Origin of the sequence: Janthinobacterium sp. YR213 (genome assembly GCF_900099875.1) — a bacterium.
Lineage (GTDB): Bacteria > Pseudomonadota > Gammaproteobacteria > Burkholderiales > Burkholderiaceae_D > Janthinobacterium > Janthinobacterium lividum.
The window spans coordinates 532,698-545,641 of sequence record NZ_FNDA01000003.1; the positions used below are offsets into that span (position 1 = coordinate 532,698).

Consider the following 12,944-nt stretch of genomic DNA (forward strand, 5'->3'; position numbering starts at 1 on the left):
GACAGAAAGAACTTTGGCCAGAATGCAAAAAAGACCACGCAAGGTGGTCTCTTTTGTTGTTACAGGATTACGCTTTCATCGAGGCAGGGCTTACCAGATGATCACACGGTTTTCCGGCGCGACATACATCTTGTCGCCCGGTTTCACGCCAAACGCTTCGTAGAAGCCAGGCTGGTTGACCATGGTGCCGTTGGCGCGGTACTGGCCCGGCGAATGCGGGTCGGTCTTGATCTGCACGATCTGCTGCGCTTCGCGCATCTTGCTGCGCCATACCTGGCCAAAGCCCATGTAGAAGCGCTGGTCGCCCGTCAAGCCGTCCAGCACGGGCGCCGGCTTGCCGCCCAGCGAGATTTTATAGGCCTTGTAGGCGATCGCCACGCCCGAGTTGTCGGCGATGTTCTCGCCCAGGGTCAGGGCGCCGTTGACGTGGTAGCCCGGCAAGGGGCTGTAACCGTCATATTGCTTGGTCAGCGCGTCGGCCTTGGCGGCGAAATTCTTGCGGTCGGCCGGGGTCCACCAGTCGCGCAGGTTGCCGTCGCCATCGGACTGGCTGCCCTTGTCGTCGAAGCCGTGGCTGATTTCATGGCCGATGACGGCACCGATGGCGCCATAGTTGACGGCGTCGTCCGCGTTGGCGTCAAAGAACGGCGGCTGCAGGATGGACGCGGGGAAGACGATTTCATTCATCGTCGAGCTGTAATAGGCGTTCACCGTTTGCGGCGTCATGCCCCACTCTTCGCGGTCGATCGGCTTGCCCAGCTTGGCCACCTGGCGGGCGGAACCGAAGTTGGCGGCGCGCATCATGTTGCCCACCAGGTCGCCCTGGACGATTTGCAGCTTCGTGTAATCGCGCCATTTGTTCGGATACGCGATCTTCGGCGTGAACTTGGCCAGCTTGGCTTGCGCTTCCTTCTTGGTTTCCGGGCTCATCCAGTCCAGGGTGTCGATGCTGTCCTTGTAGGCGGCCAGCACGTTCTTCACCAGCTCCTGCATGTGCGCCTTGCGCTCCGCCGGGAAGTATTGCGCGACATACAGTTTGCCGACGGCTTCGCCCAGCACGCCTTCGACAGCGCCCACGCCACGCTTCCAGCGCGGCTGGTTTTCCGTCACGCCGCTGAGCACCGTGCCGTAGAAGGCAAAGCTTTCATCGACAAAATTTTTCGACAGGTAGCTGGCATAGCTGCGCAGCAACTGCCATTCGAAATACGCTTTCAGGGTATCCAGGTCGGCAGACGCGAGCACCTTGTTGTAGCCGGCCAGGTAGCTCGGCTGGTTGACGATGACGTAGTCGACCTTGTTGGCGATGCCCAGGGCGGCCAGGCCGGACTTCAGGTCGTAGCCCGGCGTCAGGTCGTTCAGCTTGTTGATGTCGGTCTTGTTGTAGCGTTTGACGGGGTCGCGGTTCTCGACCTTGGTCCATTGCACTTCGGCCAGGGCCGTTTCCAGCGCAACGACAGCCTTGGCGCGGACGGCGGCGTTCTTGTCGCCCGCCATGGCCAGCATTTTTTCCACATGCGCCTGGTATTTTTCCTTGACGCCAGCCTGCTTGGCTTCCAGGTAGTAGTCGCGGTCCGGCATGCCCAGGCCGCTTTGGCTCACATATGCCGCATATTTCGTCGAGGCGCGCGCATCCTGGCCCACGTAGACGGCGTACGGGGTCGACACGCCCGTCTGGCTCAGGTGAGCGATCAGGGCCGGCACGCCCTTCTTGTCGCGCAGCGAGCGGATGCGGTTCAGTTCGCCGGCCAGCGGCTTCGTGCCCAGCGACTCGAGCTTGGCTTCATCCATGTAGCTGGCGTACAGGTCGCTGATTTTCTGCGCTTCGGAACCGGCTTTCCTGTTCTTGTCCTTTTGCGTGGCTTCGATGATGCCGCGCAACTGTGGCGTGGTGTCATCGCGCAGCTTGGCGAACGAACCCCAGCTCGACTTGTCGGCAGGAATCTCGGCCGTGGCCAGCCACTTGCCGTTCAAATGGGTGAAGAAATCGTCCTGCACGCGCACGGCGGGGTCGATGTACTGCACATCGATACCGGAAACGACGCCGGCGGTGGCAGGTGCGGAAGGTGCGACGCCGGGCGCCACGGTCGGGGCGGCAGCGGCGGATACGGGTTCGGCGGCATGGGCAAACGCAGCCAACAGGGTCAGGGTCAGACTGCTCAAGAGATAGCGATTCACGGATTGTCCTTATGGGGCATGTCAAAAAGACCGGGCGGATGGCTTCGGGCGGATAGCCTGCCGCGCCAGGCGCTGCAGGAATGTAGCACGCGAGCATGCCTTTTGGCCATCCTTGCCCCTTGGTTGCCCCCCAGCGCCTGCCCCCTGCTTACCCTCAGTTGCCGGGCAGCGTCATGCCCGCGCCCCCGCTGCCCATGCTCACGCCCGCGCCTCCCATGCCGCCCATTCCCCCCTTGCCGCCCTTGCGCCCGCCGTGCTCGCCACCGGGCGCGCCGCGCGATTCGCTGCGGGGCGCGGCGGCGTCCATCACGCGCGCCATCTGGCCGGCGATGAACTGGGCCACCATCTGGCGCTGGTTCTCGTCGAGGGCATCGTTGACGCTCAGCCACCATTCGCGCAACTGCTTTTCTTCGGCCAGGCTCTGCGTGCTTTCCGTGTCCAGGCCGGCGAGCAGGTCGCGCAACTCCAGCCGCGGCGCCTGCAAACCCTGCGTCACGCCCGCTTGCAGGCGTTCGCGGCGCGCCTTGCGTTCGCGCAACAGCTGGCGCGATTTCCCTTCCACCTGCTGCCACAAGGTGGTTTGATTCGCATTGAGCTTCAATTCCGTCTTGAAATCGGGCGCCATCGGCAACAAGTCTTCCAGGCGCATCTCGGCAATCGGCACGGCCGAGGCGGTCAAGGCGGTGGTGCCCAGCAGCAAGGCCAGGCCGAGACGGCGCACGGCAGGGGAAAAGGTCAACGAGGTCATTGGGGCTCCGGATAAAAAAAAGCCTGCGTCCGCAGACGCAGGCAAAACCACTTCGGGTCGAGAATGCGAGTCCACTATAGGGCCGCCGCACACGCTTTTTTTCGACTCTTACAAATGCTTACTCCCCTCAAGAGTAACTATACATCGCATACAAAACCGCAACATATGGCAAGCTGACAGCCCCGTTTTCGCGCGTAGACTGGGCCCAGGCATGCTTTTTCCACGGCCGGCCCACGCCGGCAGAGATTCAGGTCTATACTTTCAGGAAAGCGCCGCTCCACGGGGACTGGCGCTTGTGCAAGACACGCTAGCTGCAAAGGTGCAATGATGGGCAAACTCAAAAATACCGGCTTGATCGGCCTGGGCGTGGTGGCCGGCGTCGCCGTGTCGCTGCAATTTTCCGCCATGGCGCAAAAAACCGTCGAGCCGCCCCTGCCGCTGGAAGAGCTGCGTCAGCTGGCCGACGTATTTGGCCTGATCAAGTCCGATTACGTCGAGCCGGTGGAAGACAAGAAACTGCTGGAAGACGCCATTTCCGGCATGGTCGCCTCGCTCGACCCCCATTCCGCCTACCTGGACAAGAAAGCCTACGCCGAGCTGCGCGAAGGCTCCGAAGGCAAGTTCGTCGGCCTGGGCATTGAAATCGGCCTCAGCGAAGACGGCTACATCAAGATCGTCTCGCCCATCGAAGATTCTCCCGCCTACCGCGCCGGCATCAAGGCTGGCGATCTGATCACCCGCCTCGATGGCCAGCCCGTGAAAGGCGTCAGCCTGGACGACAACGTCAAGCGCATGCGCGGCGAACCGGGCACCAAGGTGTCGCTGACGATTGCCCGCAAGGATGAACCGCAGCCGCTGGCCTTCACCATCACGCGCGAGGAAATCCATCAGAAGAGCGTGAAGGCGAAGATCGTCGAGCCTGGCTACGCCTGGCTGCGCGTGTCGCAATTCCAGGAACCGACCGTCGACGACATGGCCGCGCAGATCACGGCGTTATACCAGCAAGACCCGAACATCAAGGGCATGGTGCTGGACCTGCGCAACGATCCGGGCGGCGTGCTGCAGGGCGCCATCGGCGTCTCGGCCGCCTTCCTGCCGAAGGACGCGGCCATCGTCTCGACGAATGGCCAGTTGCCGGATTCGAAACAGGTGTTCTACGGCCGCGCCGAATACTATACCTTCCGTTCGGAAGGCGATGCCCTGGCGAAATTGCCGGCCGCCATCAAGAAAGTGCCGCTGGTGGTGCTCGTCAACACGGGGTCGGCCTCGGCCTCGGAAATCGTCGCCGGCGCCCTGCAGGATTACAAGCGTGCCACCATCATCGGCACGCAGACCTTCGGCAAGGGTTCCGTGCAAACCATCCGCCAGCTGACAGCCGACACGGCCGTCAAGCTGACGACGGCCCGCTACTACACGCCGAACGGCCGCTCGATCCAGGCCAAGGGCATCGTGCCCGACCTGCTGGTCGATGAAAATGCGGACGGCGACGGCCTCAACGGCTTGCGCATCCGCGAAGCGGACCTGACCAAGCACCTGAGCAACGACCGCGACCAAGAAAGCTCCAAGGCCGCGCCCGTCAACGACGAGATGGAAGAGCAATTGCGCATCATCGCCCTGGAAAAGACCCGCAAGCCGCTGGAATTTGGCAGCAAGGACGATTTTCAATTGCACCAGGCGCTGAACCACCTGAAGGGCTTGCCGGTGCAGCTGGCCAAGGCCGAACCGGTGGTGGTGCAGGCCGACGTCAAGAAAGAACAGAAGAAATAAGCAGCAGCTCCAGCATCACAGGGGGGGCGCAATGCCCCCTGGTCACCCGTCCACGCGACAAAAATCAATCTTCCGCCACACATCCCCCCGCCCCGCAACACGAAACTCTCTACAGTCGAGCCCGTTTGTGTAAAATTTGCTTCACTTATCGGCATCGCGCCGATTGCCAAATTTGAAAGCTTAACCATGAAACAAGTCGTCATCAGCGGTACCGGACTGTACACGCCGCCATTTTCGATCTCCAACGAAGAGCTGGTCACCTGCTTCAATGCCTACGCTGAAAAGTTCAATGCCGACAACGCCGACGCGATCGCCGCGGGCACAGTGACGGCGCTGGACCTGTCGAGCGTGGCCTTCATCGAAAAGGCGTCCGGCATCAAGTCGCGCTTCGTGATGGAAAAGGAAGGCATCCTCGATCCGGCGCGCATGGTCTCGCGCATTGCGGAACGGGGCGATGACGAACTGTCCTTGCAGGCGGAAATGGCGGTTGCCGCCGCGCGCGACGCCTTGGCGCGCGCGGGCCGCACGCCAGCCGATATCGACATGGTACTGGTGGCTTGCAGCAATATGCAGCGCGCCTACCCGGCCATGGCCGTGGAAGTGCAGGACGCGCTGGGCATCGATGGTTATGGTTTTGACATGAACGTGGCGTGCTCGTCCGCCACCTTCGGCATCCAGCAAGCCGTGGCCGCCGTGCAAAGCGGCCAGGCGCGCGCCGTGCTGGTCCTGAATCCCGAAATCACCAGCGGCCACCTGAACTGGCGCGACCGCGACAGCCATTTCATTTTCGGCGACGCCTGCACGGCCATCGTCGTGGAAGCCAAGGACACGGCCGTATCCAGGCACCAGTTCGAGATCATCGGCACGGAACTCAAAACGCGCTTCTCTAACGCCATCCGCAACAATTTCGGCTTCCTCAACCGTTTTGACGAGTCCGGCGTGGGCCAGGCCGATAAATTGTTCCGCCAGCAAGGCCGCAAGGTCTTCAAGGAAGTGTGCCCGATGGCCGCCGAGATGATCAAGGCGACCCTGGCCAAGGCCGGCGTGGAAGTGGCGCAAGTCTCCCGCTACTGGCTGCACCAGGCTAACCTGAACATGAACCTGCTGATCGCGCGCCTGATCCTGGGCCGCGATGCGGAAGCGAACGAAGCGCCCGTGATCCTCGACACCTACGCCAACACCTCGTCGGCCGGTTCCATCATCGCCTTCCATAAGTATCAGGATGATATGGCGGCAGGCGCCACGGGCGTCATCTGCTCGTTCGGCGCCGGTTATTCCATCGGCTGCGTGATCGTGCGCAAGGTGTAAAGACACGGGGTGGCATAGGGTGGAATCCTTGAATTAGGAGAAGATCCGGGTGGATGACATGCGTTCGTGGCCACCTGGACGAAGATAGTGCACAGGTTTTTTGCAATAAAGCCGCAGGAAATTTTCCGGCAGGGGCTTTGATGCGTTTATACTTGGTCGCTGAGCAACATCTTTTTCCATCCGCACGTCCCATAAGGAACCCCACACGCATGCCCCATGACATCAGCCTGATCACCACCATCGCCGCCGCCCTCGGGTTCGGCCTCATCTTCGGCTTCATCGCCGCGCGCCTGAAACTGCCGGCCCTGGTCGGCTATCTGGCCGCCGGCATCATCATCGGACCGGCCACGCCCGGTTTTGTGGCGGATGCGGAAATAGCCGGACAATTGGCGGAAATCGGGGTGATGCTGATGATGTTCGGTGTCGGCCTGCACTTTTCCATCGAAGATTTGTGGGACGTGCGCAAGATCGCGCTGCCTGGCGCCATCCTGCAGATCGGCGTCGCCACGGCGATGGGCATGGGCCTGGCCCACTGGTGGGGCTGGACCCTCGGTGGCGGACTGATCTTCGGCTTGGCCCTGTCCGTGGCCAGTACCGTGGTGCTGCTGCGCGCGCTGGAAGAACGGGGCATCCTCGACTCGCTCAATGGGCGCATCGCCGTCGGCTGGCTGGTGGTGGAAGACCTCGTCACCGTGCTGGTGCTGGTGCTGCTGCCGGCGTTTGCCGGCGTGTTGGGCGGCAAAGTGGCGCCGGATGCCGAGGCTGTCAGCCTGTGGCAAACCCTGGCCATTACCCTGGGGCAAGTGGCCGGCTTCATCGTCTTCATGCTGGTGGTCGGCCGCAAGCTGTTCCCGTGGATTTTGTGGCAGGTGGCGCGCACCGGTTCGCGCGAGCTGTTCACCCTGTGCGTGATCGCCGCCGCCGTCGGCATCGCCTACGCTTCGACCAAGCTGTTCGGCGTGTCCTTCGCGCTGGGCGCCTTCTTCGCCGGCATGGTGCTGCGCGAATCCGAACTCAGCCACCGCGCCGCGGAAGAGTCGCTGCCCCTGCGCGACGCGTTTGCCGTGCTGTTCTTCGTTTCCGTCGGCATGCTGTTCGAGCCGAACATCCTCATCGAGAAGCCCCTGCAAGTGCTGGCCGTGTGCGCCATCATTATCTTCGGCAAGTCGATTGCCGCCTTCTTGCTCGTGATGGCGCTGCGCTATCCGCCGAAAACGGCCATCATCGTCTCGGCCAGCCTGGCGCAGATCGGTGAATTCTCGTTCATCCTGGCCGCCCTGGGCCTGTCGCTGGGCCTGATGCCGCAGGAAGGCCAAAGCCTGATCCTGGCCGGCGCCATCCTGTCGATTGCCTTGAATCCGCTCGTGTTCAGCATGGCCAAGCCGTTGCTGCGCGTGATGAGCAACAGCGATTTCGCGCGCAAGTTCGAACGCACCACCGACCCGCTGGCCGAGCTGCCGATGACGGTGCCGCAGGAAAAACTGTCGGGCCAGATCGTCCTGGTCGGCTATGGCCGCGTGGGCCGGCGCATCGCCGCCGCACTGATGGAACGGGGCATCCACTTCGTCGTGGCCGAGGAAAACCGCGAAATCGTCGACCAGCTGCGCAAGCAGGGCATCCCGGCCGTGGCCGGCAATGCGGGCGAACCGGCCGTGCTGATCCAGGCGCACATCACGCACGCCACCATGCTCGTCATCGCCACGCCCGATACCTTCCACGTGCGCGCCATGATCGAGACGGCGCGCGCGCTGAACCCCTCCATCATGACGGTGGTGCGCACGCACAGCGAGGAAGAGGCGGAATTGCTGCGCGCGGAAAACGCGGGCAAGGTGTTTATTGGCGAACACGAGCTGGCGAATGGCATGGCCGAGCACGTGCTGCAGAGTTTTGATGCGGCGAAGAAGGGGCATGGCGGGCATTAAGCCAGCGCCCTTTCCGTCCAGCAAGCCTGCCCGCTACCCAGCCGGCAGGCTTTCTTTTTACAGACTGGCGGCCAGCTCCGCGCCTTCCCGTATCGCCCGCTTGGCGTCGAGTTCGGCCGCCAGCGCGGCGCCGCCGATTTTATGGAAACGGGGGCCGCCCGCCGCCAGCGGCTTGCCATCCTTGTCGACGGGCGGCATGAGTTCCGTCAAGCTGTCCTGGCCCGCGCAGATAACCACGTTGTCCACCGCCAGCAGGCGCTGCTCGCCGCCCACCGTGATGTGCAAGCCTTGCTCGTCGATCTTGTCGTAGCTCACGCCGGCCAGCATGGCCACGCCGTTTCTCGCCAGCGCCGCGCGGTGCACCCAGCCCGACGTCTTGCCCAGTCCCGCCCCCACTTTCGAGGTCTTGCGCTGCAACAGGAATATCTGCCGCACGGGATGCGGCGCCACGGGCGGCACCAGGCCGCCGCCGGTGGCCGCATCCAGGTCCACGCCCCACTCGCCCGCCCAGGTGGCCACAGGCTGCGGCAGCGGGTGCGCCGGGTCGTGCAGCAGGTATTCACCCACGTCGAAACCGATGCCGCCCGCGCCGATGATGGCCACGCGCGCGCCCACGGGTTTCTTGCTTTGCAGCACATCCAGATACGACAGCACCTTCGGATGGTCGATGCCGGGAATGGCCGGCAGGCGCACCTTGATGCCGGTGGCGACGATGACGTCGTCGTAGCCGCCCGCCAGCAATTGCTCGCGCGTCACGCGCTGGCCCAGGTGCAGCTTGACTTCCAGCAGCGCCAGCCGGCGCGCAAAATAACGGATGGTTTCCGTAAATTCTTCCTTGCCAGGTATCTGCATGGCCACCTTGAACTGGCCGCCCACGCTGTCGCTGCCGTCGAACAGGCTCACCTCGTGCCCGCATTCGGCCGCCACGCAGGCGGCGGACAGGCCGGCCGGCCCGGCGCCGACGACGGCCACCCGGCGCGGCACGGCCTTTTTCGCGTAGACGAGTTCCGTTTCATGGCAGGCGCGCGGGTTGACCAGGCAACTGGCGCGCTTGTTGGCAAACGTATGGTCCAGGCACGCCTGGTTGCAGCCGATGCAGGTGTTGATTTCGTCCGCGCGGCCGGCGGCGGCCTTGGCAACAAAAAACGGGTCGGCCAGGAAAGGGCGCGCCATCGACACCAGGTCGCAGTCGCCCCGTTCCAGGATGGCGTTGGCTTCGTGCGGCATGTTGATGCGGTTCGACGCCACCACGGGGATATTGACTTCGCGGCGCAGCCGGCCCGCCACGGAAGCGAAGGCGGCGCGCGGCACGGAGGTGACGATGGTGGGGACTCTTGCCTCATGCCAGCCGAAACCCGTATTCAGAATGGTCACGCCGGCGTGTTCCAGAGCCTTGGCCACCGTCACCACGTCGTCCCAGGTATTGCCGCCCTCGACCAGGTCGAGCAGCGAATGGCGGTACATGATGATGAAGTTGGGGCCGACGGCGGCGCGGATGCGGCGCACGATGTCCACGGGCAGGCGCATGCGGTTCTCGATCGTGCCGCCCCAGCGGTCCTGGCGCAGATTCGTGCGCGCGCACAGGAACTGGTTCAACAGGTAGCCCTCGCTGCCCATCACTTCGATGCCGTCATAGCCGGCCTTTTGCGCCAGGCGCGCGCAGCGCACGTAGTCGCAGATGGTGCGCTCGATGCCCCGTTCGCTCAGGGGACGGGGCCGGAATGGCGAGATCGGCGATTTCTTCGCCGACGCCGAGACGACGAACGGCTGATAACCATAGCGGCCCGCATGCAGGATCTGCATGACGATCTTGCCGCCCTCCTCGTGCACGGCGCGCGTCACCTTGCGGTGATTCGGCACGTCGCCGAGGAAATTGAGCGTGCCGCCGAACGGCAGCAGCCATCCCTGGCGGTTCGGCGAGATGCCGCCCGTGACGATCAGCCCCACGCCACCGCGTGCCCGTTCGCGGTAAAACGCGGCCAGCTTGCCATAATGGTAAAAGCGGTCTTCCAGGCCCGTGTGCATGGACCCCATGATGACGCGGTTGCGCAAAGAGGTAAAACCCAGGTCGAGCGGGGCCAGCAGGTGGGGATAGGCAGTCATGGTGATCGGTCCGGTAGAGGTGGTATGCAGGCCGTACGGTAGCAAGCATTGCCGCTCGCCGCAGCGTATTTCTCTAGACCGGGAGTTCTAAATCGCCCGGCGCACGGGCCGGCGATGCGTACAGCTTGTGCCGGGGGCAAGTTTCCCGTAGGCTAGGTGACATGACGCGACTCTTCCTTTGCCTGCTGATGCTGTGCGCCGTCCCCGCGACCGCGCTGGCACAGGCGACACGCCTGGACAGGCTGAAGGTCGACGTCAAGCGCATCGAGGTCGACGGGCAGCGCATGTATGAAGTCGATGCCAGCGGCAGCGTGCAGGCGCCGCCGGCCTCCGTCTGGAAGACCCTGACGACGTACGAGCGCATGCATGAATTCGTGCCCGACCTCAGCTCCTGCCGCGTGCTGTCGCGCAACGGCAATGAAGTCATCATCGAGCAGCAGGGCATGGCGCGCTTCCTGTTCATGAACCACCCCATCCACCTGGTGGTGCGGGCCACGGAAACGCCGTTCACGGCCATCGATATCGCCCTGATCTCGGGCGACATGCGGCATTACGAATCGCGCTGGAATCTGTACCCCATTCCCGAGACGGGCGGCACGCGCATCGTCTTTTCCAGCCGGCTGATGCCGGGCTTCTATGTGCCCGGCATGCTGGGCACGACCATGATACGCGGCGATATCGAGCGCATGATGGCGGCCGTACTCGCCCGCATCGACAGCCAGTACGCCGATAAATCCGGATAACGACACCGGAAAAAACCTACTGCGCGTCGCGATTTGCAGCCTCCGCTGCTCACTGTGCTAAAGCACAGCTCCGCTGCTCAGCTACAACTCCCATCCGCTCGCTACGGTTTCATCCGGTGTTAAAAAAATCAGGCCAAATAGGTATCGCGGTCGCGGATTTCCGCGAAGTTTTCCAGGCTGCCCAGTTTCACCGTGACAGGGTTCAGGCTCGCTTGCGGCTGCATCGAGCGCCAGGCGAACAGCCATTCCTGCTCGGGCGCCTCGGCGCGCGTCTTGGTAAAGGCGGCGCCCAGGGCGGCGCGCTGGCCGTATTCGACCAGGCCATCGATGCCTGCCCAGCTGGGCAGGGTGCGCTGCACGGCGCGGTGCAGGCGTTCGCCGAATTCTTCCGTATTGTGGATGATCAAACAGGCGTCGGCCGGGGCGAACAGATCGAACAATTGTTTGTCCCACACTTGCGAAAAGCTCAGGGTCAGACAATTGCCCGCTGGCGCCAGGCGGAACTGGCCCAGGCTCAGCGCCAGCTCGAGTTCGCTGCGCTGGCCGTAGCGGTGCAGGGTGGGGGGACGTTTGTAATCGTGCATGCTGGACTCGTTCTTCAATAGTAGGGTAAACCGGCGCGCCGCTTAACGGGGCGGGCGGATATGGCGCCGGATGCGCTGGGCCGTCGCGGCCAGATAAATTTCGCGCAGTAAGTAAATAAAACAGCCGATCAGGCAAATCACGGCCAGCACAAAGAAGGCCGCGATGTATTTGTCCAGGGTCAGGTTCAGAATATCGCCCAAAAACAGCATGGCGATGATGACGCAGACGAAGAAACCGCACGCCGTGCTCAGCGAAATCGAATAGTTGATCAGATGGGTACGCCGATACAGGGTATCTAGCTCATCCATATAGAAATCGTTGTAGCCGATGTCGAGCCGGTCTTCCAGCACCCGCGTGCGGTCGATGATGCGGCCCAGGCGGTTGGTCAGCACCACCAGCATGGTACCGATACCGGTCAACAGGAAAACCGGCGCAATCGCCAGCTGGATGATATGGCCGATGTCGCCGATCTGTATGTTCATGGATAAAAAGTCGTGGGTTCACACCGGCGCCCGACCGTGGCGCCAGCACAGGCCATAGTGTAGCAGGTGGCGCACGCCGGCTGGCCGCTTTGCCAACCGGCGTGGTTGAACGTCATGCGAAGCCGCGCCCCGGCACGAAGCGCTCGGTGGCGCGCACCAGCGCCGAAGCGATACCGTGCTCGAGCGCGCCATGGCCCGCGTCCGGGATCATTTCCAGCTGTGCGCCGGGCCAGGCTTGCTGCAGGCGGTAGGCCGACAGCGGCGGGCAGATGGCGTCGTAGCGCCCTTGCACGATAACGGCCGGCAAATGCGCGATGCGCCCGATGTTACGGATCAGCTGGTCTTCCTCGAAGAAACCGAGGTTGGCCATGTAATGCGATTCGAGCCGGCCCACGCCCAGGTCCAGCGCATCGTTCGGCGCATCTTCCGGTTGCGGCATCAGGTACACGCGGCGCCCTTCGAAGCGGCTCCAGGCGCGCGCGGCGGGCCAGTACACGGCCGGGTCGCTGCTGAGGATGCGTTTCACGTAGGCGGCCAGCAAGTCGCCCCGTTCCTCTGCCGGAATGGGCGCGGCGAATTCCTCGTACAGTTCCGGATAGAACCAGCGCACGCCGTCGATGAACCAGTCGATTTCCGCCTGCGTGCACAGGAAAATGCCACGCAGCACGAAACCGAGGCAAGCCTCCGGATGCGCCTGGCCATACGCCAGCGCCAGGGTCGAGCCCCAGGAGCCGCCAAACACCAGCCATTGACCGATGCCGAATTGGGCGCGCAAGCGTTCGATATCGGCGATCAGCAGCTGCGTCGTGTTGTTGCGCCATTCGCCCAGCGGCGTGGACTTGCCTGCGCCGCGCTGGTCGAACAGGATCACGCGGTAGCGCTGCGGATCGAAGAAGCGGCGGTGCTGCGGCGACAGGCCCGCGCCGGGCCCGCCATGCAGGAACAGCACGGGAATGCCGTCGGGGTTGCCGCACTCTTCCCAATAAATGGTGTGGATGTCATCGACCGCCAGCATGCCGTGCCGGTTCGGCGACAGGACGGGAAACAGGGGAGTCAGGGAATCGGGCATGGCGGTCCTCGGAGTGGCGGTCAGGGCGCCAGGCACGAGACC

The 12,944-nt window shown here is 63.4% G+C and carries 10 protein-coding genes; 4 read left to right on the plus strand and 6 right to left on the minus strand.

Annotated elements, in window-relative coordinates:
• Nucleotides 1–90: 90 nt before the first annotated feature.
• Nucleotides 91–2,175, minus strand: coding sequence for a M13 family metallopeptidase (locus tag BLT98_RS16365; RefSeq protein ID WP_092609468.1), 2,085 nt, complete (start codon nt 2,173–2,175; stop codon nt 91–93).
• 154 nt (nt 2,176–2,329) lie between these two features.
• Entirely contained in the window at nt 2,330–2,923 is a 594-nt protein-coding gene (locus BLT98_RS16370; protein WP_034783707.1) for a hypothetical protein, read from the minus strand.
• A gap of 324 nt (nt 2,924–3,247) precedes the next feature.
• Between BLT98_RS16370 and BLT98_RS16375 the strand changes: the two genes are divergently transcribed.
• The 3 genes from BLT98_RS16375 to ybaL all read left to right on the plus strand — a co-directional run bounded on the left by BLT98_RS16375 (nt 3,248) and on the right by ybaL (nt 7,920).
• A complete protein-coding gene (locus BLT98_RS16375) occupies nt 3,248–4,690 on the plus strand; it encodes a S41 family peptidase (RefSeq protein ID WP_092609471.1) in 1,443 nt (480 codons plus the stop codon).
• 186 nt (nt 4,691–4,876) lie between these two features.
• The gene (locus tag BLT98_RS16380) at nt 4,877–5,998 is read left to right on the plus strand and encodes a beta-ketoacyl-ACP synthase III (protein WP_092609474.1); all 1,122 of its coding nucleotides are present in this window, start codon (nt 4,877–4,879) and stop codon (nt 5,996–5,998) included.
• A 209-nt stretch (nt 5,999–6,207) separates the two neighbouring features.
• A complete protein-coding gene (ybaL, locus tag BLT98_RS16385) occupies nt 6,208–7,920 on the plus strand; it encodes a cation:proton antiporter domain-containing protein (RefSeq protein ID WP_034783712.1) in 1,713 nt (570 codons plus the stop codon).
• 57 nt (nt 7,921–7,977) lie between these two features.
• Here ybaL and BLT98_RS16390 read toward each other — a convergent pair whose 3' ends face one another.
• Complete coding sequence (locus BLT98_RS16390) at nt 7,978–10,023, minus strand: NADPH-dependent 2,4-dienoyl-CoA reductase (RefSeq protein ID WP_092609477.1); 2,046 nt, start codon at nt 10,021–10,023, stop codon at nt 7,978–7,980.
• Between the two features lie 161 nt (nt 10,024–10,184).
• On the opposite strand from BLT98_RS16390, the gene BLT98_RS16395 reads away from it, so the two are divergent.
• The gene (locus BLT98_RS16395; protein WP_244517515.1) at nt 10,185–10,766 is read left to right on the plus strand and encodes an SRPBCC family protein; all 582 of its coding nucleotides are present in this window, start codon (nt 10,185–10,187) and stop codon (nt 10,764–10,766) included.
• 128 nt (nt 10,767–10,894) lie between these two features.
• On the opposite strand, the gene BLT98_RS16400 is transcribed toward BLT98_RS16395, so the two are convergent.
• The 3 genes from BLT98_RS16400 to pip all read right to left on the minus strand — a co-directional run bounded on the left by BLT98_RS16400 (nt 10,895) and on the right by pip (nt 12,902).
• A complete protein-coding gene (locus BLT98_RS16400; protein WP_034752899.1) occupies nt 10,895–11,350 on the minus strand; it encodes a hypothetical protein in 456 nt (151 codons plus the stop codon).
• Between the two features lie 42 nt (nt 11,351–11,392).
• Nucleotides 11,393–11,833 (minus strand): DUF2721 domain-containing protein, encoded by a 441-nt coding sequence (locus BLT98_RS16405; RefSeq protein ID WP_034783716.1) that lies wholly within the window; start codon nt 11,831–11,833, stop codon nt 11,393–11,395.
• 112 nt (nt 11,834–11,945) lie between these two features.
• The gene (gene pip / locus BLT98_RS16410; RefSeq protein ID WP_034783717.1) at nt 11,946–12,902 is read right to left on the minus strand and encodes a prolyl aminopeptidase; all 957 of its coding nucleotides are present in this window, start codon (nt 12,900–12,902) and stop codon (nt 11,946–11,948) included.
• Nucleotides 12,903–12,944: the final 42 nt, after the last annotated feature.